Source organism: Serratia sp. PGPR-27 (genome assembly GCF_022678525.1).
In the GTDB taxonomy this organism is placed as follows: Bacteria; Pseudomonadota; Gammaproteobacteria; order Enterobacterales; family Enterobacteriaceae; genus Serratia; species Serratia nematodiphila.
This window is the reverse complement of record NZ_JALBYS010000020.1, coordinates 60,460-84,683: the sequence shown is the minus strand read 5'-3', so window position 1 is coordinate 84,683 and position 24,224 is coordinate 60,460. Positions and strand designations below refer to the sequence as shown.

The window sequence follows — 24,224 nt, the reverse complement described above, 5'->3', positions numbered from 1 at the left end:
GAGAAAATGAGGTAGAGTAGTGTGCAATCGCCCCAGGCTCGGAGAAACAGACTGCCCATGAGTGACACCCCACGACACGCGGACGACGCGGCAATCCTGGCAGCCTTCACCCAGCAGCGTCAGCAGGGGCTGACCCGACGTTCGGCGCTGCACCAGGCCCTGTTGCGGCTCATCACCGCCGGGGAACTGCCGTGGCGGGCGAAGCTGCCGCCGAGCCGCGCGTTGGCGGCCCGGCTGGCGGTGGCGCGTGACACGGTGGAACAGACCTACGCGCGGCTGGAGGCGGAGGGGTTCATCAGCCGAACGGTGGGGCGCGGCAGCTTTGTGCGTTATCGCTGCGATACGCTGCTCGGCCGTGAACTGCTGGCGACGCAGGCAGGCCAGGAGGCGCGGCTGGCGGAACGCGAGTTAAGCGATCGCGGCCGGGCGTTGCTGGCGGTCAGCCATACGCCGCACACCAGCCGCCAGGCCTCGTTGACGCCCTCGCTGGCGGATCTGCGGGCGTTTCCCATCGATTCATGGCTGCAGTGGGAAAAGCTGGCGCTGCGGCGGCACGGCGAGCGGCTGTTGGGGTATGCCGATCCGCAGGGCTTGCCGGAGCTGCGTGCGGAGATCGCGCACTATTTGCAGCGGGAGCGGGGCGTCAAGGCGACGGCGGAGCAGGTGATCGTGGTCACCAGCTCTCAGCAGGCGCTGGCGCTGTGCACGCAGGTGCTGTTCGATCCCGGCGATGCGGTATTCGTCGAAGAGCCGGGTTACCAGGGGGCGAAAAAGCTGGTGCAGTCGGCGGGGCTGCAGGCGCGGCCGATCGGCATTGATGAGCAGGGGCTGGACGTCGGGCAGCTGATGCAGGCTTCGGGCGGCGGGCGGGGCGTTTACATCACGCCGTCCCATCACTACCCGCTGGGGTACTCGCTGAGCCTCGAGCGGCGTCTGGCGCTGTTGCAGTGGGCCCAGCGTCGGCGGGCCTGGATCATCGAAGACGATTATGACGCCGAGTTCAACTACGATCGACAAACCAAGGCGGCGCTGCAGGGGCTGGACAGCGGCGGGCGCACGCTGTACATCGGCACCTTCAGCAAGACGCTGTTTCCGGGGCTGCGCATCGGCTTCATGATTGCGCCGCCGCAGCTGGTGCGGCCATTGGTCGCCGCCAGGCAGTTTCAGGACGGCTACACCTCGGCGCTGGCGCAGATGACGCTGTTCCACTGCCTGCACGAGGGCGGCTACGCCGAGCATCTGCGCAATATGCGCACGCTTTACAAGGCGCGGTTGGATGTGCTGTACGACGCGGTGCAACGCCATCTCGCGCCCTGGACGCGCCCGGCCTTGCCGCAGGGTGGGCTGCAGCTGGTTTGCCCGTTGGCGGATGCGGCGACGGAGCGGCGGTTGGTGGCGGCGGCGGCCGAACGGGGCATCCGGCTGTACGGCCTGGCGGACTTCTACACCGGCGCGCCGCAGCGCGGGGCGCTGGTGCTCGGTTTCTCGGCCTACACGCCGGACGAGATCGTGCGTTTTATCGCCACGCTGGCGCAGGTGTTCAACGCGCTGCCGCGGGAAAACGGCGGTTAAAATTGGTCTGCCCGGCGTTTTGAATTGGTCCGTATTACGCCGTCGCTGCGCGGTGTATTCTGCCGCTATTCGGTTATTTCCCTAATGGAAATAATATCTTAACCCCGTGAGGCGCTATGAACCCATCAAATCGTGAAGTGACCATCCGCAGAATCAATGGCGACGACAGAGCGCAATGGCTGGCGTTGTGGCAGGGCTATCTCGACTTTTACCGCGCCGAGGTGGCGCCGCAGGTGACCGATCGCACCTTCGAACGCTTGGGGCAGGATGAACAGGTGTACGGGCTGGTGGCGGAGGATGCCGACGGCCGGCTGCTGGGGCTGATGAACCTGGTATTCCATCCGTCCACCTGGAGCGCGGTGGGCTATTGTTATATCGAAGATCTCTATGTGTCGCCGCAGGCGCGCGGCCATAAAGTGTCGGAAAAACTGTTCGAACAGGCGTATCGGCTGGCGGAGGCGCGCGGCAGCGATCGGGTCTATTGGATGACCCAGGAGTACAACGCGCCGGCGCGTTCGCTGTACGACAAAATCGGCAGAAGAAGCTCGTTTATCGTGTATACCCGTTAACCGCAGGAGGCGCGTATGGCAATGAATCGTTATGGTCAGCCGATTGGCGAACCGATGCCGGATTGGCAGCCGGCTCGCCGCCCGGGCGGCGTGACGCTCGGCGGGCGTTTCTGTTCACTGGCGCCGCTCGATCCGCAGCGGGATTACGCCGCGCTGTATGACGCTTTCCAGCTGGCGCCGGACGGCCGCGACTGGACCTATCTGTCTATCGAACGGCCCGACACGCCGGCGGCGATGTTGCAGCACCTGGAGACGCTGCAGGCCAACCCGACGCTGGTCAATCTGACGGTGTTCGACGCCGCCAGCGACGCGCCGGTGGGGACGGTGGCGCTGATGCGCATCGACGAGGCCAACGGCGTGCTGGAGATCGGCCACGTCAGCTGGTCGCCGTTGATGAAACAGCGCTCCAGCGCCACCGAAGCCATTGCGCTGCTGCTGCGTTATGCCTTCGACACGCTGGGCTATCGCCGCTGCGAGTGGAAGTGCGACAGCCATAACGCGCCGTCGCGCCAGGCCGCGCTGCGCTTCGGCTTCCGTTACGAGGGCAACTTCCGCTTTGCGGTGATCGTCAAGGGGCGCAGCCGGGATACCGACTGGTTCGCCATCACCATTGACCGTTGGCCGGCGGTGCGGCAGGCGCTGGCGCGTTGGCTGAGTGCGAACAACTTCGATGCGCAGGGGCGGCAGATAGCCCGGCTGCAGGTGTTGCGCGGCGAATAATAAGCAAAAAGGCGGCCCGTGGGCCGCCTTGTCGTTGTGGGTCTAGTGCGCTTACTTCAGCTCGTCGACCATGGTGGTGGCGCGGCCGATATAGTTGGCCGGGGTCATCGCCTTCAGACGGGTTTTCTCTTCTTCCGGCAGCGTCAGGCCATCGATGAACGCCTGCATGCCGGCGGCGTCCACGCGCTTGCCGCGGGTCAGTTCTTTCAATTTCTCGTAAGGCTTTTCGATGCCGTAGCGGCGCATCACGGTCTGGATCGGCTCGGCCAGCACTTCCCAGTTGTGATCCAGTTCGTCCAGCAGGTGCGCCTGATTCACTTCCAGCTTGCTGATGCCCTTCAGGGTGGCCTGATAGGCGATCAGCGCATAGCCCAGGCCCACGCCCAGGTTACGCAGCACGGTGGAGTCGGTCAGGTCGCGCTGCCAGCGGGACACCGGCAGTTTGCCCGCCAGGTGGCCCAGCACGGCGTTGGCCAGCCCCAAGTTGCCTTCGGAGTTTTCGAAGTCGATCGGGTTGACCTTGTGCGGCATGGTGGAAGAACCGATTTCGCCGGCGATGGTCTTCTGCTTGAAGTGGTTCAGGGCGATGTAGCCCCAGATGTCGCGGTCGAAGTCGATCAGAATGGTGTTGAAACGCGCTACGCAGTCGAACAGTTCGGCGATGTAGTCATGCGGTTCGATCTGGGTGGTGTACGGGTTCCAGGTGATGCCGAGCGAGGTGACGAACGCTTCGCTGAACTGATGCCAGTCCACTTCCGGGTAGGCGACGATGTGGGCGTTGTAGTTGCCGACCGCACCGTTGATTTTACCCATGATCTCCACGCGCTCCAGTTGGCGGTACTGGCGCTCCATGCGGTAAGCCACGTTGGCGAACTCTTTGCCGACGGTCGACGGGGTCGCCGGCTGGCCGTGGGTGCGCGACAGCAGCGGGATATCGCGGTATTCCTGCGCCAGCCCTTTCAGCGCGTCGATGATCTTGCGCCAGTAAGGCAGCACCACGTCCTGACGGGCGCTTTGCAGCATCAGCGCGTGCGACAGGTTGTTGATGTCTTCGGAGGTGCAGGCGAAGTGGATGAACTCGGACACCGCGTGCAGCGCAGGCACCGCCGCCACTTTTTCCTTCAGGAAATACTCGACCGCTTTCACGTCGTGGTTGGTGGTGCGCTCGATGGTTTTGATGCGCTGTGCGTCTTCTTCATTGAATTCCGCGACGATTTTGTCGAGGAAAGCGTTTGCGTCGGCGTCAAAAGCGGGAACTTCCTTGATTTCTGCGCAGGCGGCCAGTTTTTGCAGCCAACGTACTTCAACCTGTACGCGGAATTTCAGCAGACCGTATTCGCTGAAAATGGGGCGCAGTGCGCTGACTTTATCACCGTAGCGTCCATCAACGGGGGAAACGGCGGTCAGTGAGGATAATTCCATCGGTAGCAACTCCTGGGATCGATTAACAATGAGCAACGATATTTTGCGCCTGTTTGAACAGACGATTACGGGAAAACATTAACTGCAGGCGGCTGCCGCCGACCTGTTGCCACAGCACGGCGGCGCGAATGCCGGCCAGCAGCGTGGCGCGAACCTTGGCCTGCACCTGCGGATTCTGCAGGATGGCCGGCGAACCGGTCACCTGGATGCGCGGCCCGAGCGGGCTGACCACGTCGACGTAAATGCCGGCCAGCGCGCTGATGATGGTGTCCGACTCAAGATCGAAGTGCGCCAGCTGGCGCTCGAGCTGGCCGAGGCGTTCGCCGAGCGTGTTCATCGCCTGTTTGTTGGCGTTGAGCTTGCGCTCCAGCACCATCAGGCTGATGGTGTAGCGGGTCAGTTCCGCGCCCGGCCCTTTGTTGTTGGCATTCAGCACGCCCATCAGGGTTTCGAGGCCGACCATCAAATTGCGTTCTTCGCCGCCGAACACCGCCAGCGTGGAGGGCGGATCCATTTGCAGCAGGCTTTTCAGCGAGGTCTGAAACGCTTCGCGGTTGCATTGCCCTTCATGGGCCAACTGCTGAACCAAACGCGCCGACTGGCTGATGCCCGCCATGGCCAGCGTGATGTCATAATAATTCTTCGCCACGATGACTCCTGTAAACGCGGTGAACGGTACATGGCTTACTGCATAAGGTTGTGTGTATCGCAGGGGTAACGGCGGCGGCCGCGAACGGTAACGATCGGGCGTGGCTGTAACAACGATGACAACGAATGCCGCGGATCATGCCACAAAATCGAGGGTAAACCCAGCGTCTAATACGTCTGCGGTGAGGCGGAAGCGCCGTGCGGCGCAGAACTGCGCAAATAGGCGACGAAAATCGCCGGCGCGGCGGCGCGAACTTATTGTTGCTGCGGCAAATAAAGTGCGGCGGCTGCATCTATACTGCCAACGTGAACCCTCAAATAAAGACCTTTATATGCACGTAAAAAACAAGCAGCCACTGCCGGCGGTGACGCTGGCGGCCATCGGCGTGGTGTACGGCGATATCGGCACCAGCCCGCTGTATACCCTGCGCGAATGCCTGACGGCGGAGGAGGGCATCACCCTGACGCCGGCCTCGATTTACGGCTTTTTATCGCTGATTTTCTGGCTGCTGACGCTGGTGGTGTCGATTAAATACATTTGTTTCGTGATGCGCGCCGACAACGACGGCGAGGGAGGCATTCTGACGCTGATGTCGCTGGCGATCCGCAAGCTGGATGCGCGCTGGGTGCCGGCGGCGGTGCTGATCGGGCTGGTGGGCGGCAGCTTCTTTTACGGCGATGGGGTGATCACCCCGGCCATTTCGGTGCTCTCGGCCATCGAGGGGCTGCAGATTATCGCCCCCGAGCTGGATAGCTTTATCGTACCGCTGTCGCTGCTGGTGCTGACGGCATTGTTCGCGATCCAAAAACGCGGCACCGGCAGCGTCGGCAAACTGTTCGCCCCGGCGATGGTTATCTGGTTCCTGACGCTGGCGCTGCTGGGCCTCGGCGGCATTTTGCATCACCCCGGCGTGCTGCGGGCGCTGAACCCTTACTGGGCGGTGAATTTCTTCCTCGAATACAAGGCGGTGTCATTCTTTGCGCTGGGCATGGTGGTGCTGTCGGTCACCGGCGCCGAAGCGCTGTACGCCGATATGGGCCACTTCGGTAAAAAACCGATCCGTCTGGCGTGGTTTACGCTGGTGGCGCCGGCGCTGGTGTTGAACTACTTCGGCCAGGGGGCGCTGCTGCTGGCCAACCCGGCGGCGATCAATAACCCGTTCTTCCTGCTGGCGCCGACCTGGGCGCTGATCCCGCTGCTGGTGATCGCTACGCTGGCGACGGTGATCGCCTCGCAGGCGGTGATCTCCGGCGTGTTCTCGCTGACGCGGCAGGCGGTGCGGCTGGGCTACCTGCCGCCGATGCGTATCATCTATACCTCCGATCAGGAGTCCGGGCAGATCTACATTCCGGTGGTGAACTGGCTGCTGTTCGCGGCGGTGCTGATCGTGATCGTCAGCTTCAAACACTCCAGCAACCTGGCCTCGGCCTACGGCATCGTGGTAACCGGCACCATGCTGCTGTCGTCGATTCTGCTGAGCATCGTGGCGGTGAAAAACTGGGGCTGGCCGCGCTATCTGGGCGGGCTGATGCTGCTGGTCATGCTGTGCATCGACGTGCCGCTGTTCGGCGCCAACCTGATCAAGCTGGCGACCGGCGGCTGGCTGCCGGTGGCGCTCGGGCTAATCATTCTGCTGATCATGCTGACCTGGAAGACCGAGCGTTCGCGCCTGATCCGCCGATTGCGCGACAATCAGGAAGGGCTGAGCGCGCTGATCGAGTCGCTGGAGAAGGCGCCGCCGAAGCGGGTGCCGGGCACCGCGGTGTTTATGGAGCGCACGCCGCATGCGGTGCCGCTGGTGCTGTTGCATAACCTGAAGCACAACAAGGTGCTGCACGAGCGCGTGGTGCTGTTGACCATCGTCACCACCGACATGCCGTACGTGCACAACGTGCAGCGGGTGGCGATCGAACAGCTGTCGGCGAGCTTTTGGCGGGTGGTGGCGAGCTACGGCTGGCGCGAGACGCCCAACGTGACGGACATTCTTTACCGCTGCGGGCTGGAGGGGATGAGCTTCACCATGAATGAGACCTCGTTCTTCATGTCGCGCGATACGCTGGTGCTGGGCAAACGGCCCTGGTATCTGCGCGTGCGCGGCAAGGTGTTCCAGCTGTTGCAGCGCAACGCGCTGCGGGCGCCGGATCTGTTCGAAATCCCGCCGAACCGGGTGATTGAGCTGGGAGCGCAGGTGGAATTTTGAATAAAAAAACGCTGCGGTAAACGCAGCGTTTTTCTTGGGCGGCAGGCGAATTACGCCAGGCGCTGTTCGATGATGCCGCCGCCGAGGCAGATTTCGCCCTGGTAGAATACCGCCGACTGACCGGGGGTGACGGCGGAGACCGGCTCGTCGAAACGCACTTCGATGCGTTCGTCGTCGAGCGGGGTCACGGTGCAAGGGATATCCTGCTGGCGATAGCGGGTCTTCACCGTGCAGCGGAACGGGCCGCTCAGCGGCAGACGATCCACCCAGTGCAGCTGCTGCGCGATCAGGCCTACGGACATCAGGCGCGGGTGATCGTGCCCCTGCGCGACGACCAGCACGTTGTTGGCCACGTCTTTATCCACCACGTACCACGGATCTTCGCTGCTGTCTTTCAGGCCGCCGATGCCCAGCCCTTTGCGCTGGCCCAGGGTGTGATACATCAGGCCCTGGTGTTCGCCGACGGTCTGGCCGTCAACGCTGACGATCGGCCCCGGCTGGGCCGGCAGGTAGCGGCCGAGGAAGTCGCGGAACTTGCGCTCGCCGATAAAGCAGATGCCGGTAGAGTCTTTCTTCTTGGCGGTGACCAGCTCCAGTTGCTCGGCGATGCGGCGCACCTCCGGCTTCTCCAGCTCGCCGACCGGGAACAGGCTCTGCGCCACCTGCTCGTGGCTCAGGGTATAGAGGAAGTAGCTCTGATCTTTGTTGCCGTCGACGCCGCGCAGCAGGCGGCTTTTGCCGCCCACGTCCTGGCGGCGCACGTAGTGGCCGGTGGCGATGAAATCGGCCCCCAGATCTTCGGCGGCGAACTCCAGGAAGGCTTTGAATTTGATCTCTTTATTGCACAGGATGTCCGGGTTCGGCGTGCGGCCGGCCTTGTACTCCTCCAGGAACAGCTCAAACACGTTGTCCCAGTATTCCGCCGCAAAGTTCACCGTGTGCAGTTCGATGCCCAGCTTGTCGCAGACCGCTTGCGCGTCGGCCAGATCGGTCGCGGCGGAGCAGTACTCTTCGTCGTCGTCTTCTTCCCAGTTCTTCATGAACAGCCCAGCGACCTGATAGCCCTGTTGCTGTAACAGATAGGCGGTAACGGAAGAGTCGACGCCGCCGGACATACCGACGATTACTTTTTTCTGGCTGTTGTCTGACATGGGGATCTCACGAACTTGAACACGAACCGTGCTGATAAAAACAAGCGCAGGATTTTACCACGTTGGCCGCGCCGGCGCACTGTTCATCTTGTGCTGCCCGGCGCCCTTAATGCGGCCAGGCGAAGCTGCCGACCAGCGACAGCGGGTAGCGCTCCGGCTGCTGATAGCTGCGAATGCTCTCCGCCACCAGCGCGGAACGCAGGTTGGGCGCCTGCAAAATCTCGTCGGCGCTCAGCCACAGGCAGCGATCGATGTCGCTGTCGTGCGGCTCGGTCGGCAGCGGCTGTTCCAGCTCGATGACGAAGCAGAAGCGCAGAAACGGCGTGCGATCCGGCGCGATCCATTGGTGCAGGCGCAGGAACGCCTGCGGCGTGGCGCGGATGCCGGTCTCTTCCCACAGCTCGCGCTCGGCGGCCTGCACCAGCGTCTCGTCGGCCTCCAGATGGCCGGCCGGCTGATTCCACAGCGCTTTGCCGTTGATGGTTTCTTCGACAATTAAAAATTTGCCGGCGGCGTGCACCACGCAGGCGACGGTGACGTGCGGTTTGAACATGCGGTCTCCTTACAGCGGTTTGTCGATGCGCCGGTAGATATCGTCCAGCTCGGCGATGCGGGTGCGGTAACTTTGCAGCAGGCAGGCGGTGTCACCGCCGCACCGCTGGCGCTTGGTCAGCCAGGCTTGCTGGCTGTCCTGCATCGCGCCGCGCGCGCCCATGGCGAACAGGCCGCGCAGAAATTGATATTTGGTGGCCATTTGCACGTCCAGATCGTTCAGCGTGCGGTTGGCGCAGATGGCGCGTTCATCGCTGCCTGCCGCCTTGGCGCAGTCGAAGCTGGCGGCAGGGGCGGCGAACGGGGCCGCCAGAGCGGCGAGCAGCAGCGCGATCGGAACGTGTTTCATGGCGCCTCCATCAGTTATCGGTCTACAGGGAATCGATGGTTTTCCATTCACCGGGCTGCAGTGAACCCAGCGAAAGATTACCCATACTGTAGCGAATCAGGCGCAGGGTAGGGAACCCGATATGCGCCGTCATGCGGCGCACCTGGCGGTTTCGCCCTTCGAACAGGGTGATTTTCAGCCAGCTGGTGGGGATGGATTTACGCTCGCGGATCGGCGGATTGCGCGGCCACAGCCACTGCGGCTCGGCCACCAATTCCACCCCGGCGGGCAGCGTGGGCCCGTCTTTCAGCGTGACGCCGCTGCGCAGCGGCGCCAAATCACTCTCCTGCGGCGCCCCCTCGACCTGAACATAGTAAATTTTGCCGGTGCGTTTGCCTGGCTGGGTGAGCTGCGCCTGCAGCTGGCCGTCGTTGGTCAGCACCAGCAGCCCCTCGCTGTCGCGATCCAGGCGCCCGGCGGCGTAAACGTCGGGGAAGGGGATGTACTCTTTCAGCGTGGCGCGGCCGGCTTCGTCGGTGAACTGCGGCAGCACGTCGAAGGGCTTGTTGAATAACACAATGCGGCGCGGCCCCTTCGGCGCGGCGGGTTTGGCGGCATTCGGCTTGCTGAATCGTTTAACGTTGTGATTTCTAACAGAGAATTTTTTCATAACGGTTGAGATTACGGATGATAAGCGCATTATAACCGAATCCGTTTCGGATTGGCGCGGACCGAATATTCAAGTAGTATCTACACGCATCTTACAAAGCATTAACAAAATTGCGCTTGAAGGAGAGGTTGATGGAAAGCAAAGTAGTTGTTCCGGCAGAAGGTAAAAAAATCACGGTTGACGCCCAGGGTAAACTGGTTGTTCCTCATAACCCGATCATTCCGTTCATCGAAGGCGACGGCATCGGCGTTGACGTGACTCCTGCCATGATCCACGTGGTTGATGCGGCCGTTAAAAAGGCTTACCACGGCGAACGTAAAATCTCCTGGATGGAAATCTACACCGGCGAAAAATCTACCCACGTTTACGGTAAAGACGTGTGGCTGCCGGACGAAACTCTGGACCTGATCCGCGACTACCGCGTCGCCATCAAAGGCCCCCTGACCACCCCGGTCGGCGGCGGCATCCGTTCTCTGAACGTGGCCCTGCGCCAGCAGCTGGACCTGTACGTGTGCCTGCGCCCGGTGCGTTACTACCAGGGCACCCCAAGCCCGGTGAAACAGCCTGAGCTGACCGACATGGTGATCTTCCGCGAAAACGCCGAAGACATCTACGCCGGCATCGAGTGGAAAGCCGGCTCCGCCGAAGCGGACAAAGTGATCAAATTCCTGCGCGACGAAATGGGCGTGAAGAAAATCCGCTTCCCGGAGCAGTGCGGTATCGGCGTGAAGCCATGCTCCGAAGAAGGGACCAAGCGTCTGGTGCGTGCGGCGATCGAATACGCCATCACCAACGACCGTGACTCCGTGACCCTGGTTCACAAAGGCAACATCATGAAGTTCACCGAAGGTGCCTTCAAGGATTGGGGCTATGAGCTGGCGCGCGAAGAGTTCGGCGGCGAGCTGATCGACGGCGGCCCATGGCTGAAGATCAAGAACCCGAACACCGGCAAAGAGATCGTGGTTAAAGACGTGATCGCCGACGCCTTCCTGCAGCAGATCCTGCTGCGCCCGGCGGAATACGACGTGATCGCCTGTATGAACCTGAACGGCGACTACATCTCCGACGCCCTGGCGGCCCAGGTCGGCGGCATCGGCATCGCGCCGGGCGCCAACATCGGCTCCGACTGCGCCCTGTTCGAAGCGACTCACGGCACCGCGCCGAAGTACGCCGGCCAGGACAAAGTGAACCCAGGCTCCATCATCCTGTCTGCAGAGATGATGCTGCGCCACATGGGCTGGTTCGAAGCGGCTGACCTGATTGTTAAGGGCATGGAAGGCGCCATCGCCGCCAAGACCGTGACCTATGACTTCGAACGCCTGATGGAAGGCGCTAAACTGCTGAAATGTTCAGAGTTTGGCGACGCTATCGTTAAACACATGTAAGTGTGTTCAGCGCTTGAATGAGAGCGGGAGCCTAAGGGCTCCCGTTTTTTTTACGGTTCAAATATGTGTGAGGTGTCGGACAGGCTCACTGAGTGGCGTTAGCCGATTCACGCACCACCAGCACCGGGCAATTGGCGTGGCGGACGACGGCGGTGGCATTGGAGCCGAGGAGATAAGTGATCGCAGAAGGGCGGTTGGAACCCATCACGATAATCTCCGCGTTGAGCGCATCGGCGAGCTCCAGGATCTGATCTTTAGGATCGCCGACGGCAACGTGCGTGGTCACTCTATCTTCAGGCACGCTGAATTCTTTGGCCGCTTTTGCCAGCCCCTCGGTTGCTACCGCAATGATTTCGTCTTTAGTTTCTATCGCCGCCGTGGCGGCAAAGCCGAAAGCGGCATAGGTGGCGCGCGACGGGATCACCGCCAGGAAATGGACGTGGGAGTCTTCGAGCCTGGCGAGCGCGTTGACATGCGGGATGACCTGCTGTGTTAATTCCGGTTCGGTAATATCCACGGGAACCAAAATAGTTTTGTACATACTCCCTCCTTATCGTTTTCAAAAAACTCCACTTTTTGGATTATAGCTGCTTAACGCAGGGAAAGGGGAGATCCAGGTGGCAGAACTAAAGAAACAGTTTTGCTAAATTAGCAATACTAATCGAAAGCTTGCTACTGGACGATTAGTCTAACACTCTACTACCTGGGGGTGAGGTTTACCTGGACGTTAGAGGCATAGAAGGTGCTAATTTGCTGAAATGTTCAGAGCTTCGTGGTGCTACCTTTAGGCATATTTAATACGTTCGGTGTTTTAATGGAAGACAAATCTCAGCGTGTTCGTCTTGATGCATATGTAATAATCATTGACATAATTCCGTAAGGTGACTTGTTAATGATTCGGAAAAATAATGTACCTGAATATAGGCATTTTTCGGTTGTATTATTTTAACGTTTTTATGATTTTTATTAGTATTGAGGAATCTATTTTTAGGTCAAAATAGACTATCGATCTTCTATGGGTTATGGCTTGCCGATATGGTTTCTATGGCTTTTTTTTGATATAGGTATAGATGATTATGTAGGAACTTAACCCACCATGTTTTTACATTTTCTAATAATACCTAATTGAACTGTTTTGTTTGGAATAATTTGATGGTTTAGTGTTATAGATAATAGTTGCCTTTAACATAAATTTTTAATGACGATCAAGAGGTGCATAATGAATTTTAGTTTGATACTTTACAGATATAATACTGCTCTGGATAGAGGCAGAAAAACAGTACAATTATCAATTGCAATAATGACTATTTGGATGGCGTTATGTGTATTCGTTTTTAAAATTGTTGATCTTTCATTCAATAAGGGTGACTTAAACGCCAGTATTCATGTTGACTTTGACTGGGATGTGTTTTCTTCATGGGGGATCGTGATATTTATTACATTGGTTGGTGCCGTGTTCCATGGATTCCATGCGTCTAATGCTGAATTAAAAAATGCGAATGCAATAATAGACGACTTATTTATATCCGAAGATAAAGATATGGACAAAAAGTTAACCAGTCTGAACAATATCGCCAGCGAGCTTGAGCGTTATTGTATCAAAGCATCTGCGCTGAATTTGATTTCATTTATGCTTATTTTCTTCAGTTTCCTTCATGGTTATCTATCAATTGGAGAAATAATCCAAGGGCTTAGGGAGAGTAATTACCTGGCTTTGATAGTCGTGTCTGTATTTATATTGGCTTTTGTTGCATATTATCATGATGTGATTGTTTTTCTTAATGACCGAAAACGAAAGCGCAACAAAGAAAAAGTGTAAATTATTAATAATTTCAGTATATTGATTGTTAATGGGGATTGATGTGTCTTATCGCTATATACATTTTTTTCATTTTTTTAAATTGAGAGTGTATTTGACATGTGAAGAAAATATGCGTTTAACCTTAAGGGAGAGGGCTGTTTCATCGAAACTCTCGTCTTCTACGCTGACGGCTGCTTTTTATGAGTCTTACATCACTTTTCGATTGTGAATATTGAGCTGCTATTGTTATTGTTTTTCAACTGACAACATCCATAAGGACAGGGATATGAAAATAACGCATTCAGGCTATAAAACCGGCGTTGCTACAGTATTGGCGGCGATGACCGCGCTGGCATTAACGGGGTGTGCCAAGAGCACGGCCCCCAGCCAAACCGATCCGGTAAATAAAGAGGTTGACGATCTTTTCACCAACCTTGGCGACCCAAAGACGCCGGCACCGGGAAAAGAGAAAGAACACTATATCGCCCAGTTGCAGGCCGCGATTCAAAGCCATTTGAAAGATGCCGAAGCCTACTCAGGCAAGCGTTGCACATTGAGCATCAAGCTGGCGCCGGACGGTATGCTGATCAGCATTCAGGCTGAACAAGGGGAACCGGAACTTTGCCAGGCCGCGATCAAAGCAATCGCCAATGCGCGTCTGCCTAAGCCGCCAACGGCCGCGGTTTACGAAGCGGTCAAAAACAGCACGTTGGAATTTCGCCCGCAGTGAATAAACAATGCTGTTTCCGTGCAACGCTATCCCGGTCAAGGCCGGGATTTTTTATTGCCGTCACCCTGCGTTAATGGGTGAAAATCACTAAAGCCTTTGATGAATGGTGACGATAACCCTTAAAACTCCTGATTATAAAAGAGTGGCCATGCGTTTTTTCTGGGTCAACATCGGTGGCAGCGTCGCGGAAGTTTTGAAGGGCGAATTCTTGTGGGCGCCGCAATATGGAATAAATAAGACTGGGAACATGTTTAAACCTGCCGGGTGGGAAACGGTCAAAAAAGTCAAAGAGGGTGACCTGATTTTTTGCCACAAGGGTAGGAAGATTATCGGCGTGGCGACAGCGGTACGCGATGCTTACTCTGCACCGCGGCCTGAGCATCGGGTCGCGGGACCGCCGCATATTGCGGGTACCCAAGTCGATTTGGAACTGACGCGTCTTGAACTACCTATTGATGTTTCCCTTTTTAATCAGGCGTTCATACGCATGCACAACCAGGCTTGCCTTCCGCGCGTTTTTAATAAGAAAGGCGGATGCACCGAAAACTATATGTGCGAGATCCCCGCGCCGGCAGCCGCGTTGATCGCCGGTTTTATCTCGGAAAATCTCTCTATCAACCTCCATGCGGATACCGTCGAAATCACCAGAGAGGTCGGTGGTGAGCAAGAAAGGGTGATTCAGGCGCGGATTGGGCATGGTCCCTATCGCGATAAAATGTTTAAGCGGTGGGGAAATCGGTGTGCGGTCACGGGGATTGCTGAGCCGTCCATTCTCATTGCCTCTCACATCGTTGCCTGGTCGATTGCGACCCCAGAAGAGAAAGTGGATCCGCACAATGGTCTGCCGTTAATCCCCAATCTGGACAAGCTGTTCGATCGCGGCACGATCAGTTTTGCCGATGACGGACGTTTGCTGTATCCGCAGACGAAGAGCAGCTTGTTAGATGAGTTAAAGATCCCGCTGGATGCGAACATTAGCGGGTTGTCTGAAAAGAACAGAGCTTACCTGCGGCGGCATCGAGCGAGATGGGGTTTTGAAGTAGAGCCCTGATGCAGGTTTGCCAAATCAGGACCGGGGCTCTTACCGATACATCATCGCGCTCACGCGCTCGCTTCGGTCTTTAAAACCGTTGCTGCGCATCGTGACCACATAGTAGCGATAGTGATGTTTCTGTGCGTATTCGCGCACCAGATCTTCGGCGAACAGGCCGCTGAAGGTAACGGTGGTGACAAACGTCAGCCCTTTCACTTCGTAGGTGCTGATCTCTTGCGGGGTGCCGATATACGGCGGCGGGAACACGGTTTTGTGGAACTGGCAGCCCGCCAGCAGCAGGGTAAACAGCAGGGCGGCGGGTATTTGCGGTATGCTCATCGGGAAAAGCTTTCCTTCCTTGGCGTGTGTTTTAGTAACTCTATAATAGGATTACAAAATTCGGCGGGGATGTAAAAATTATCCCGCTTCGGTTGCCGTTTCGTTGAAGCGGTGTCGCCGCCCCCCATCAGAATGAAGGGATAAACATGTTTGTTCGTCTTGCCACTGAAACCGATGTCGCAGCCCTGATCGCCCTCGACAGCGTCGCCGAACACGAACCGCAGCGCGCGGCGCAGATCCGCGCCTGGTGCGGGCAGGGGGATTGCTATCTTGCCGAGGAACAGGACGTGGTGATGGGCTATGGCGTACTGCACTATCACTTCTTCGGCTGCGGTTTTATCGAGATGCTGATGGTCGGCGAGCGCTATCGCCGCCGGGGCGTCGGGCAGGCGTTGATTACGGCATTGAAGTCCCATTGCCGACACCCGAAGCTGTTCACTTCCACCAATCGTTCCAACCTGCCGATGCAGCGGCTGCTGCTGAACGCCGGATTTGTCGCCAGCGGCCAGATTGACAATCTCGATGACGGCGATCCGGAGCAGGTCTTTTTTATCCCGCTGCGCTAATACAACCGGACATCGACCGCCTGCTGTTGCAGCCAGGTGCTGACGTAGCCATAAGCGGCATAGAAGGCCAGCAGCGCGAAGATCAGCACCGAAAGCGAGGCCAAAAATTTGACGTCGCCGTGCTTCGAAAGCTGGTAAGCACAAAAGATAAAGGCCAGCAGGCACAGCAGGGTGAAGGCGATGGCCAGCGTGGCGTAGAAAATAAGCATAACGAAACCCGTTCTTCCTTGTGAGCCTGGCAAGGATACCACAGACAAAAAAAGGGGCCCAAACGGGCCCCTGCGTGATTCGCTGCGGGAGGTTTACTCCACCGCGTCGGGATGGTTTTTGCCTTCCTCGATAAATTCTTCGTCGATCTCTTCGATATTCTCCTCGCTGTCGCGGCCGGACAGGATGTTCCAGCAGGCGATGAACAGCGCGGCGATCAAGGGGCCGATAACGAAGCCGTTGATGCCGTAGATCTCCATGCCACCCAGGGTGGAGATCAGGATCAGGTAGTCCGGCATTTTGGTGTCTTTGCCCACCAGCAGCGGGCGCAGGATGTTGTCCACCAGGCCGATCACCACCACGAAGAACACTACCAGGAAAATGGCTTTCCACAGCATGCCGGTGGCGAAGAAGTAGATCACCGCCGGCACCCAGATGATGGCGGAGCCCACGGCCGGGATGATCGACAGGAACGCCATCAGCGCGCCCCACAGCAGGCTGCCGTCGATGCCGGTAAAGTAAAACGCCAGCCCGCCGAGCGCACCTTGCACCACGGCGACCACCACCGTGCCCTTGACGGTGGCGCGGGAGACGGCGGCGAACTTGACGAACAGATGGTGTTTCACGTGCTGGGAGAGCGGCAGCGCTTCGAGCGCCAGGTTCACCAGATAGGGGCCGTCTTTCAGCAGGAAGAACAGCAGATAGAGCATCACGCCGAAGCCGACGACGAAGTTGAAGGTGCCCTTGCCGATCAGGAACACGCTGCCCGCCAGATATTGCCCGCCCTTGAGCGCCACCTCGGAAAGCTGCTTTTGGATCTCGGCGGCGCTGTTGAGGTTATGCTCCGCCAGGAAGCGCTGCGCCCAGCTGGGCAGGTGGCGCATAAAGTCCGCCAGCATGGTCGGCAATTGGCTGTTGTTGGTCTGCAGCTTGGTGTAGATCACGTTGAATTCCATCGCCAGCGACGAGGCGATGATCGCCAACGGCGTGAACACGATCAGGCAAATCAGCGCCACCGTCAGCAGCGACACCACGCCGTTGCGTTCGCCGACGTACTGCTTCAACTTCTTTTTCACCGGATGGAAAATCACCGCCAGAATAACCGCCCACAGCACCGAGGAGTAATAAGGCCCCAGCACGTCGAGAAAGGCGGCGGTAACGATGAACAGGATCAGAATAAAGAATCCCTTGGAAATGCCTTTAGACATCATAGTCGTCCCTCAAAAGATGAATTTTCAGCATAGATGAACTGAATGAAAACAACACTATCATCACCTTTGCTTAACCGGTAGGGGATTTTTAGTGGCGTATTCCATAGGGTTATTAAGGGCAAGGCGGGCGCCGCACGGTGAACAGGCGGCGGCGTGAGAAAAGAAAGAGGGCTAAATAATTAACAAAATTTATCGATTGTGTTTCATTTTGTGAGCCGCGCTTGCCGCCTGCGCCAGGCTTTCCTAGTTTTTAGGAGGGCGGCCGTTCGCCCGATACCACGAAGGAGTATGCAAATGACTGAACACAAACGACTTGCCGTTATCGAAAAGGTGCTGCTGATCGCTTTCGCCGGTGTGCTGGTTTATCTTGCCGCGACCGGCGCCTTGTCATTATCGGGTCTGGACCATCACTGGCCTTATCCTTCGCGCTGAGCGTGATTGATCTCACCACGCAGACCCGATAACGATAACTAGCAGCTGTACCCTACAACACTGGATCCCCAGAATAAATCGCCCGTCATTTGCCTCGTTCTTTGGCGCGCAGGGCGGTGACGCTCTCTCCGCCGACGCCCCAGTTGTCGGTGGCTACCTCGTCAATCACCACGAAAGTGGTGTGGCGTGGCTTATTCAGCACCTGCTCCAGCAGCGCGGTGGTTCCCTCGATCAGCATGCGCTTTTGCGCGGCGCTGACCCCTTCGTCGGTCACTTTAATGTTGACGTATGGCATGGCGTTTCTCCCCGGTTTCACCAGACGCCGGCGGTGGCGCCGCCGTCAACCGCGAGCGCCGCGCCGGTAACGAAATTGGCGTCGGTCAGATACAGCACCGCATCGACGATGTCCTGCGGCTGGCCGACGCGGCCGGTTGGCGCCAGTTGCCGCATCTGCGCCAGACTCTGTTCATCATTTTGATGCATCGGCGTGGCGATGATGCCGGGCGCCACGGCGTTGACCATCACGTTGTGCGGCGCTAACTCCAATGCCAGCTCGCGCACGGCGTGGTTAAGGCCGCCTTTAATCAGCACCGGCAGCAAAGCGGGCACTTTGCTGTTGGGCTGCATGGCGATCGACGCGGTGATGGCGACGATGTGGCCGGCACCGCGTTGCTGCATATGCCGGGCGGCGGCCTGCGCCGGGTAGAAGAAGCCTTTCAGATTGGTTGCCACCATCGCGTCGACCTCCTCCGGCGTATAGTCGGCGATCGGCTTGGCGATAAATATGCCGGCGTTATTGATGAGAATATCTACCTGACCAAAAGCCTGTATCGCCAGGCTGAACAACCGTTCGGCGGTTTCCGGCAGCGCGATGTCTCCCGGCGCCAGCAGCAGATTGGCCGGGCGGCCGAGTTTGTCCGCCGCCGCCTGCAGCCGTTCAAGCGAACGGGCGTTTGCGACAACCTGATAGCCGCGCGCCAGGTAGGCTTGCGCGATGGCGAAGCCCAAGCCGCTCGATGCGCCCGTGACGATGACCGTTTTTACTTTGCTCATTTTCTCTCCTCGACAGGATAGGGATTGATCGTACGTGAACGGTAATCCATACCTGATGATTGAAAAATGAGGGGGAAAGAACTTTAATTTATACCTTATGTAATGAATTAGCAGGGAGAGACATGCAACGCCATTTTGACGACGTTCAGGTGGGCAGCATCGAGCTGTTTTGCCTGACGGTAGAAACCGGCAGCTTCACCGCAGCGGCCAATGCCGCCGGGATAACCCCTGCGGCGGTCAGCCGCTCGGTCGCGCGTCTGGAGACGCGATTGCAGGCGAAGCTGTTTATCCGCACCACACGCCAGATGCGCGTCACGGATGCCGGCCAGCGTTATTACCTGGAATGTCGCCGGGCGCTGAGCCAGCTGATGGAGGCCGAGGCGAGCATTTCCGGCGAACGGGACAAACCGGTGGGCACGCTCAGCATCAGCGCGCCGACGCTGTACGCGCATTTTAGGCTGTTGCCGCGTTTGCCCGAGTTTGCGCAACGCTATCCCGATCTCAAGCTGAATCTGCACGTCAGCAATCAGAATATCGATTTCTCCGAAGATAAATTCGACGTCGCCATTCGCGGCAGCGAGCTGAACGACTCCGGCCTGGCGGCGCGGCGTCTGGAGGAGGCTGAACTGATCGTGGTGGCGACGCCGGGCTATTTGCAACGCCACCCTGCGCCGCTCACGCCGGCGGATCTGGCCCGGCACGATTGCATTCAGTATGCGTTGCCCAGCACCGGCAGAAAAACCGCCTGGACGTTTAAGGTTCAGGGCGAAAACAGCAAAGTGGATACTGCCGGGCGCTGGCTTTGCCAGGAAGATTACCTCGCCACGCTGACGCTGGTGAAAAGCGGCGCCGGACTGATGCAGGTGTATCGCTTTACCGTCGAACAAGAGTTGAGCAGCGGGGCGCTGGTCGAGGTATTGAAAGATTACGCCGGCGCCTCGCGTCCCTTCATCCTGCTTTACCCCTATGCGCGCTTTGTCCCGCTGAAGGTGCGGAAATTCATCGATTTCCTGACGCAAGCGTAGCCGCCAGCGCCAATACCGCTCCAGACGCCGCCGCCGCCAGCACCAGCCACGCCGGGGCAGCCCAGCCGGCTGCGGCCACGATGGCGCTCAGCGCGACCGGGCCGATCACCTGGCCGAGGTAGTTTCCCTGCATCACCAGCCCGAGGCTCAGCGGCAGCAGCGTCGGTTCCGGCGTCGCCGCCGGCGTGGCGGCCAAAATGGTGGCGGGCAGTATGCCGGCGATGGCGCAGAACAGGAAACACAGCGGGATCAGCAGGCCGTTGGGCGTCATCGGCAGGAAAATGCCGACGCCGAAGACCCCGATCAACAGGCTGGTGGCGGCGAGCAGCGTTCTGGCGGGTAGCCCGCGCGACAGCAGCACGCCGGCGGCGAGGTTGCCGACGATGTTGGCCGCCACCGCCGCCGCGCTGATGCCGCCGGCGTCCGCCAGTGACAGACCGATGCGCTGCATCAGAAAGATCGGCAGAAAGGTCATCACCGAGAAAAACTGCAGGTTGTATGTGGTGAACATCAGCGCCAGCAACAGCGGCTGACGCGCCCGCAGCATCGCGCCCAGCGCTTGTCGCAGCGGCAACGGCGGAGCGTGCGCCTTGGCGGCGCGGCGGGACGTGGTCAGCGGCAGCAGCAGGGCGGCCAGCAGCGTCAACGCCGCACCGGCCTGCCAGCTCTGCTGCCAGTCGGCCAGATGCGGGCCGAAAAACAGTGAAATGGCGATGCCCGCCGGCATGAAGGTGCTCCAGATGCCGAACACCAGGTTGCGCTGCGCCGGGGCGACGATGCGGTTCAGCACCGCCGGCGAGGCAACCACCACGATCACGAAGCCGAGGCCTTCGACAAAGCGGCTGACGATCAGCCCGCTGAAGTTGTGCAGCGTGGCGCCGGCGAAGCTGGCGGCGCTGATGATCAGCAGCCCGAGCGCCAGCAGGCGCCGGTCGCCCCAGCGGCGCACCAGCAGCCCGGCGGCGATGCCGCCGAACACTCCGACGAAGGGAAAGGCCGAAATGACCCAACTGAGCGCCTCCAGCGAGCGGCCGAACTCGGCCTGCAGCGCCGGCAGCGCGATGGTGGCCTTGCCCACGTGCAGCGCCGCGGCGATGCCGGCGAACAGCACGTTGATGACGGCCAGCCAGGGCGTGGCGGCGGGGGAAATGCGGTCGATGGCGTCCGGTTTAATCGCGGTCATAACACTCTCCAGTGGCGGTAACGCCCTCACTATGCCTCTGCGCTACGGCAGAAGTCGTTCAAATGCTGCGCTGTCACGTGGGGAAATTATTCATTTCGAGCTTTATTTTGCGCGCCTCGTTGTTTGGTGCGCCAGCGTGCCGCCCGGCGTGGACGCGGGTGCCCGTTCAGCGGTTTACTGTTCCGGCACGCAGCAGGCGTGTTGAATTCACTTTATAAGGAGCAGTGTATGTCAGAGATGATGAACGAGAGTCGGGCGCCGGCCATTGAATGGAGCTATGGCGGCCGGGGCGATGATATCAGCAGCAGCCTGAGCCTCGACACGGTAGAGGAACAGCCGCAGGGTTTCTTGATGACGGTCGATCGGCCGGTGCAGATCTTTACAGAGGCGCTGTCGCCGATGATGGCCTTTGTCACGCTGCTGCGCCCGCTGTATGCCAAGACCAGCGCAGGCTTCCAGTATGTGCCGGTTTCCCACCCCTGGACCGACGTGCAGCGCCTGCCGGCCAGCGCCGGTTATCTGGGGGTGCAGGTCAACGCCGGGCTGTTCTTCCACGGGGCCAAACCGACGCACTATAAAGATCGCGACGGCCAGATGAAGCCTATCGACGGCGGCACTATTTTGCAGAACATCACCGTGCTGCATCAGGTGGCCCAGCCGCTGGGGCCTGGCGAAGGCGCGGTCTGAGCCGGCAGTGCTATCACGGGGCCGGACGCGGCCCCTTATCGCGCCTTGAAACCGTGCGCCGGTTGGGTAAAACTGGCTGTCTATTCAAGGAGAAGAGTATGTACAGCGACAACGAGAAAAAGTTTTATATCATCCTCAACCGCAATCACGAACCGGCCACGCTGTTTAACGCCTCCTGCCATCTGACGGCGGGCATCACCGATCTGATCGAGCAGCGCGAGTTTCACCACTATCCGAGCAGCCTCGACGGCGTCAGTGCCAATATGAGCCACTACCCGATCGTGATCCTGCAGGCTAAAAACAGCAGCCAGCTCAGCAACCTGATCCTCAAATGCAAGGAGGAGGGCGTGCTGTCCAACTTCTTCACCACCACCATGCTGTCGCACTCCGCCGAGCAGCAGATCGCCGACACCGCCAATACCCCTTACGAGCAGCTGGATTTCGTGGCGGTGGCGCTCTACGGTGACACCGAGCAGCTTAAGCCGCTCACCAAGAAGTTCTCCGTCTACCGTTAATCGCGAACGGCATCACATCAGGGGCGGCAACGGCTATGATATTTTCCCATCAAATCGTTGATGGAGATGAACATGAGCGGCAAGAAAACCACCATGGCGGCCATCGCCAGAGAGGCGCGGGTCGGCATCGCCACCGTCGATCGGGTGATCAACCAACGCGCGTCGGTGCGGCCCGTCACCCAGCGCCGGGTGATTGAGGCGGCGAAAAAGTTGGGGTTCGCGTTGGAGAAGTCCCACTGCCTGTCGGCGGTGCTGGGCAGGCCGGAACGCCGCCTGAGAATGGGGTTCATCCTGCTGCGGCGCGAACACTCTTTCTATGCGCAACTGGCCGATGAGCTGATGGCGCAAGCGGCGCCGTATCATGAGCCGGGTCAGCCGCCGCAGTTTATCTTTCACTCTCTCAATGCCATCGGCGACACCGCCGCCGCCATTAGCCAATTGAGCCGCCAGGTGGAAGCGATCGGCGTGCTGGCGCTGGATCACCCCCTGATCCACTATGCCGTAGAAGAAGCCGCCCAGGCGGGCATCAACGTTTTCGCGCTGCTGTCGGATTTATCGGTGCCCAGCCGCGCCGGCTACATCGGTCTGGATAATCAAAAAGCGGGCCGCACCGCCGGCTGGGCGGTGGATCGTCTGTGCCGGCGGCAGGGCGACGTCGGCGTGATCATCGGCGACAACCGTTTTACGTGTCAGGAGGCCTGCGAGATCGGTTTCCGCTCCTATCTGCGTGAGCAGATGAGCGGTCAGCGCGTGCTGGAGCCGGTGCGCAGCCATGAGGACGCGGAAACGGCGCGCCGGGTCACGCGTGAACTGCTGGCGAGCCACCCGGAGCTGGCGGCGCTTTACGCGCCGAGCGGCGGTGTGGAGGGCATTATTCAGGCGTTGCGAGAGAGCGGCCGGCAGCGCGACATCACGCTGGTGTGCCACGGCCCGGTGCAGGGCGGTGAAATGGCGCTGCTCGACGGCACGGTGGATCTGCTGCTGTGCCACCGCATTCCCGAATTGGCCGCCACGATCGTCGAGACGTTGCTCGCCGCCGATGAACAACCGGGATTACGGCACATCATTAATCGCTTCGATGTGATCACCAAAGAAAACCTCTGACGGCCGATGAGTGGTGGTTGCCGAGAGCAGCGCGCAACCAGGCGCCGTCTATATTTGATTAAAAACCATCAAATATTTTATCAAAAATAGCGCGATCTCTATCAAAAAATAAAATTTTCATTATTGATGGTTTTGGAATTTTTGTTTGATACTGCCGGCATTCCCTGCAAAAAAGGAGCCGTCGCCATGACTTTGCCTATCGCCAATGCGCCCTGCAGTTGGGGCGTAGATGATCCGAACAACCCCCATTTGCCGCCCTACGCCACGGTTCTGCAAGAAGCGTCGGCGGCCGGCTACCGCAGCATCGAGCTGGGGCCGTGGGGCTATCTGCCGACGCAGAGCGAGGCGCTGTGCGCCGCGCTGGAGCAGCATCGTCTGTCGCTGGTGGCCGGCACGATTTTTGACGATCTGGTCAGCGAGGCGAACATTGAGCGCCTGCTGGATCTGACGCATCGGATTTGCCGCAACCTCTCGCGGGCGCCCAGGGCGGAGCCGAGCGAGGGCGATCGCGCCGCGCCGCCGTTCCTGGTAATTATCGATTTCGGCAATCCGCAACGCGCCAGATTCGCCGGGCGTTCAGATTTAGCACCGCGTTTGTCGCAGGCGGAGTGGCAGAGGATGATCGGGCACATTACGCGCATCAGCGAACTGGCCTGGCGGGAATACGGCGTGCGGCCGGTGGTGCATCCGCACGCCGGCGGCTGTATCGAGTTCGCCGACGAAATCGACCGGTTGGCGGCGGACATTCCGCATCACACCGCCGGATTGTGCCTGGATACCGGCCATCTGTATTACGCCGGGCTGGACCCGGCTGCCTGGCTGAGCAAGCACTTTGATCGCCTCGATTATCTGCACTTCAAAGACGTCGATCCGCAGGTGTTCCGCGAGGTGCTGGCGCGCGGCGTCGATTTCTTCACCGCCTGCGCCGAGGGCGTCATGTGCCCGTTGGGCAGCGGGGCGATCGATTATCCGCAGCTGCGTGCGCTGTTGGCCGAGCGCGGATACCGGGGCTGGATCACTATCGAGCAGGAGCGCGATCCGCGCAATGTGCAGGGCAGCCTGCAGGACGTCACCGCCAGCTTGCGCTACTTGCGCGGCCTCGGCTTTTAACCAGGAGAAA

At 59.1% G+C, this 24,224-nt stretch carries 28 protein-coding genes; 15 read left to right on the top strand and 13 right to left on the bottom strand.

Annotation, left to right across the window (positions count from 1 at the left end; genetic code table 11):
• Positions 1-57: 57 nt before the first annotated feature.
• The 3 genes from MMS95_RS13025 to MMS95_RS13015 all read left to right on the top strand — a co-directional run bounded on the left by MMS95_RS13025 (position 58) and on the right by MMS95_RS13015 (position 2,861).
• Complete coding sequence (locus MMS95_RS13025) at positions 58-1,572, top strand: PLP-dependent aminotransferase family protein (RefSeq protein ID WP_164123442.1); 1,515 nt, start codon at positions 58-60, stop codon at positions 1,570-1,572.
• A 116-nt stretch (positions 1,573-1,688) separates the two neighbouring features.
• Positions 1,689-2,141, top strand: a complete 453-nt coding sequence (locus tag MMS95_RS13020; RefSeq protein WP_015377605.1) for a GNAT family N-acetyltransferase — start codon at positions 1,689-1,691, stop codon at positions 2,139-2,141.
• A gap of 15 nt (positions 2,142-2,156) precedes the next feature.
• Complete coding sequence (locus MMS95_RS13015) at positions 2,157-2,861, top strand: GNAT family protein (protein WP_242141761.1); 705 nt, start codon at positions 2,157-2,159, stop codon at positions 2,859-2,861.
• A 51-nt stretch (positions 2,862-2,912) separates the two neighbouring features.
• On the opposite strand, the gene purB is transcribed toward MMS95_RS13015, so the two are convergent.
• Entirely contained in the window at positions 2,913-4,283 is a 1,371-nt protein-coding gene (gene purB, locus MMS95_RS13010) for an adenylosuccinate lyase (RefSeq protein ID WP_242141760.1), read from the bottom strand.
• A 22-nt stretch (positions 4,284-4,305) separates the two neighbouring features.
• Positions 4,306-4,932, bottom strand: coding sequence for a high frequency lysogenization protein HflD (gene hflD, locus MMS95_RS13005; RefSeq protein ID WP_004941196.1), 627 nt, complete (start codon positions 4,930-4,932; stop codon positions 4,306-4,308).
• A gap of 331 nt (positions 4,933-5,263) precedes the next feature.
• Here hflD and kup point away from each other — a divergent pair, with 331 nt between their 5' ends.
• Positions 5,264-7,132 carry a low affinity potassium transporter Kup gene (kup, locus tag MMS95_RS13000; RefSeq protein WP_015377607.1) on the top strand — a complete coding sequence of 623 codons (1,869 nt, stop codon included), beginning with the start codon at positions 5,264-5,266 and terminating at the stop codon, positions 7,130-7,132.
• Between the two features lie 50 nt (positions 7,133-7,182).
• Here the strand turns inward: kup and mnmA are convergent, their stop codons facing one another.
• The 4 genes from mnmA to rluE all read right to left on the bottom strand — a co-directional run bounded on the left by mnmA (position 7,183) and on the right by rluE (position 9,833).
• Positions 7,183-8,283, bottom strand: a complete 1,101-nt coding sequence (gene mnmA, locus MMS95_RS12995; protein WP_033633283.1) for a tRNA 2-thiouridine(34) synthase MnmA — start codon at positions 8,281-8,283, stop codon at positions 7,183-7,185.
• Positions 8,284-8,389: 106 nt separating this feature from the next.
• Positions 8,390-8,836, bottom strand: coding sequence for an NUDIX hydrolase (locus tag MMS95_RS12990; protein WP_004941205.1), 447 nt, complete (start codon positions 8,834-8,836; stop codon positions 8,390-8,392).
• Between the two features lie 9 nt (positions 8,837-8,845).
• Positions 8,846-9,184 carry a lysozyme inhibitor LprI family protein gene (locus MMS95_RS12985; protein ID WP_048323032.1) on the bottom strand — a complete coding sequence of 113 codons (339 nt, stop codon included), beginning with the start codon at positions 9,182-9,184 and terminating at the stop codon, positions 8,846-8,848.
• Between the two features lie 22 nt (positions 9,185-9,206).
• Positions 9,207-9,833, bottom strand: coding sequence for a 23S rRNA pseudouridine(2457) synthase RluE (gene rluE, locus MMS95_RS12980; protein WP_033633281.1), 627 nt, complete (start codon positions 9,831-9,833; stop codon positions 9,207-9,209).
• A gap of 131 nt (positions 9,834-9,964) precedes the next feature.
• On the opposite strand from rluE, the gene icd reads away from it, so the two are divergent.
• The gene (gene icd / locus MMS95_RS12975) at positions 9,965-11,218 is read left to right on the top strand and encodes an NADP-dependent isocitrate dehydrogenase (protein WP_015377612.1); all 1,254 of its coding nucleotides are present in this window, start codon (positions 9,965-9,967) and stop codon (positions 11,216-11,218) included.
• An 85-nt stretch (positions 11,219-11,303) separates the two neighbouring features.
• On the opposite strand, the gene uspF is transcribed toward icd, so the two are convergent.
• On the bottom strand, positions 11,304-11,759 hold the full coding sequence (gene uspF / locus MMS95_RS12970; RefSeq protein ID WP_004941216.1) for a universal stress protein UspF: 456 nt from the start codon (positions 11,757-11,759) through the stop codon (positions 11,304-11,306).
• 678 nt (positions 11,760-12,437) lie between these two features.
• On the opposite strand from uspF, the gene MMS95_RS12965 reads away from it, so the two are divergent.
• The 3 genes from MMS95_RS12965 to MMS95_RS12955 all read left to right on the top strand — a co-directional run bounded on the left by MMS95_RS12965 (position 12,438) and on the right by MMS95_RS12955 (position 14,800).
• The gene (locus MMS95_RS12965) at positions 12,438-13,037 is read left to right on the top strand and encodes a hypothetical protein (RefSeq protein WP_076740534.1); all 600 of its coding nucleotides are present in this window, start codon (positions 12,438-12,440) and stop codon (positions 13,035-13,037) included.
• Between the two features lie 268 nt (positions 13,038-13,305).
• Entirely contained in the window at positions 13,306-13,749 is a 444-nt protein-coding gene (gene tolA, locus MMS95_RS12960) for a cell envelope integrity protein TolA (protein WP_015377614.1), read from the top strand.
• Positions 13,750-13,897: 148 nt separating this feature from the next.
• Complete coding sequence (locus MMS95_RS12955; protein ID WP_015377615.1) at positions 13,898-14,800, top strand: HNH endonuclease; 903 nt, start codon at positions 13,898-13,900, stop codon at positions 14,798-14,800.
• Positions 14,801-14,830: 30 nt separating this feature from the next.
• On the opposite strand, the gene MMS95_RS12950 is transcribed toward MMS95_RS12955, so the two are convergent.
• Positions 14,831-15,121, bottom strand: coding sequence for a hypothetical protein (locus MMS95_RS12950; protein ID WP_015377616.1), 291 nt, complete (start codon positions 15,119-15,121; stop codon positions 14,831-14,833).
• A gap of 146 nt (positions 15,122-15,267) precedes the next feature.
• Here MMS95_RS12950 and MMS95_RS12945 point away from each other — a divergent pair, with 146 nt between their 5' ends.
• The gene (locus tag MMS95_RS12945) at positions 15,268-15,687 is read left to right on the top strand and encodes a GNAT family N-acetyltransferase (protein ID WP_015377617.1); all 420 of its coding nucleotides are present in this window, start codon (positions 15,268-15,270) and stop codon (positions 15,685-15,687) included.
• On the opposite strand, the gene MMS95_RS12940 is transcribed toward MMS95_RS12945, so the two are convergent.
• Together MMS95_RS12940 and MMS95_RS12935 are read right to left on the bottom strand one after the other, a co-directional pair.
• A complete protein-coding gene (locus tag MMS95_RS12940; RefSeq protein ID WP_015377618.1) occupies positions 15,684-15,896 on the bottom strand; it encodes a hypothetical protein in 213 nt (70 codons plus the stop codon). The two genes, MMS95_RS12945 and MMS95_RS12940, sit on opposite strands and share 4 nt — an antisense overlap.
• Positions 15,897-15,989: 93 nt before the next feature.
• A complete protein-coding gene (locus tag MMS95_RS12935) occupies positions 15,990-17,105 on the bottom strand; it encodes an AI-2E family transporter (protein WP_015377619.1) in 1,116 nt (371 codons plus the stop codon).
• 294 nt (positions 17,106-17,399) lie between these two features.
• On the opposite strand from MMS95_RS12935, the gene MMS95_RS12930 reads away from it, so the two are divergent.
• On the top strand, positions 17,400-17,537 hold the full coding sequence (locus tag MMS95_RS12930) for a hypothetical protein (protein ID WP_004941229.1): 138 nt from the start codon (positions 17,400-17,402) through the stop codon (positions 17,535-17,537).
• Positions 17,538-17,622: 85 nt separating this feature from the next.
• Here MMS95_RS12930 and MMS95_RS12925 read toward each other — a convergent pair whose 3' ends face one another.
• Together MMS95_RS12925 and MMS95_RS12920 are read right to left on the bottom strand one after the other, a co-directional pair.
• On the bottom strand, positions 17,623-17,832 hold the full coding sequence (locus tag MMS95_RS12925) for a 4-oxalocrotonate tautomerase family protein (protein ID WP_176326250.1): 210 nt from the start codon (positions 17,830-17,832) through the stop codon (positions 17,623-17,625).
• Positions 17,833-17,849: 17 nt separating this feature from the next.
• Positions 17,850-18,590, bottom strand: a complete 741-nt coding sequence (locus MMS95_RS12920) for an SDR family oxidoreductase (protein WP_015377621.1) — start codon at positions 18,588-18,590, stop codon at positions 17,850-17,852.
• 122 nt (positions 18,591-18,712) lie between these two features.
• Here MMS95_RS12920 and MMS95_RS12915 point away from each other — a divergent pair, with 122 nt between their 5' ends.
• The gene (locus MMS95_RS12915) at positions 18,713-19,615 is read left to right on the top strand and encodes a LysR family transcriptional regulator (RefSeq protein ID WP_015377622.1); all 903 of its coding nucleotides are present in this window, start codon (positions 18,713-18,715) and stop codon (positions 19,613-19,615) included.
• Here the strand turns inward: MMS95_RS12915 and MMS95_RS12910 are convergent.
• Positions 19,590-20,798 carry an MFS transporter gene (locus tag MMS95_RS12910; RefSeq protein ID WP_176326249.1) on the bottom strand — a complete coding sequence of 403 codons (1,209 nt, stop codon included), beginning with the start codon at positions 20,796-20,798 and terminating at the stop codon, positions 19,590-19,592. The two genes, MMS95_RS12915 and MMS95_RS12910, sit on opposite strands and share 26 nt — an antisense overlap.
• A 228-nt stretch (positions 20,799-21,026) precedes the next feature.
• Between MMS95_RS12910 and MMS95_RS12905 the strand changes: the two genes are divergently transcribed.
• The 4 genes from MMS95_RS12905 to MMS95_RS12890 all read left to right on the top strand — a co-directional run bounded on the left by MMS95_RS12905 (position 21,027) and on the right by MMS95_RS12890 (position 24,214).
• Positions 21,027-21,485, top strand: a complete 459-nt coding sequence (locus MMS95_RS12905; protein ID WP_004941243.1) for a hypothetical protein — start codon at positions 21,027-21,029, stop codon at positions 21,483-21,485.
• Between the two features lie 98 nt (positions 21,486-21,583).
• Complete coding sequence (locus MMS95_RS12900) at positions 21,584-22,000, top strand: DUF2000 domain-containing protein (protein WP_004941246.1); 417 nt, start codon at positions 21,584-21,586, stop codon at positions 21,998-22,000.
• Positions 22,001-22,072: 72 nt separating this feature from the next.
• The gene (locus MMS95_RS12895; RefSeq protein ID WP_015377625.1) at positions 22,073-23,104 is read left to right on the top strand and encodes a LacI family DNA-binding transcriptional regulator; all 1,032 of its coding nucleotides are present in this window, start codon (positions 22,073-22,075) and stop codon (positions 23,102-23,104) included.
• Positions 23,105-23,290: 186 nt separating this feature from the next.
• Complete coding sequence (locus MMS95_RS12890; RefSeq protein WP_160125393.1) at positions 23,291-24,214, top strand: TIM barrel protein; 924 nt, start codon at positions 23,291-23,293, stop codon at positions 24,212-24,214.
• The last annotated feature ends 10 nt before the right edge of the window (positions 24,215-24,224 follow it).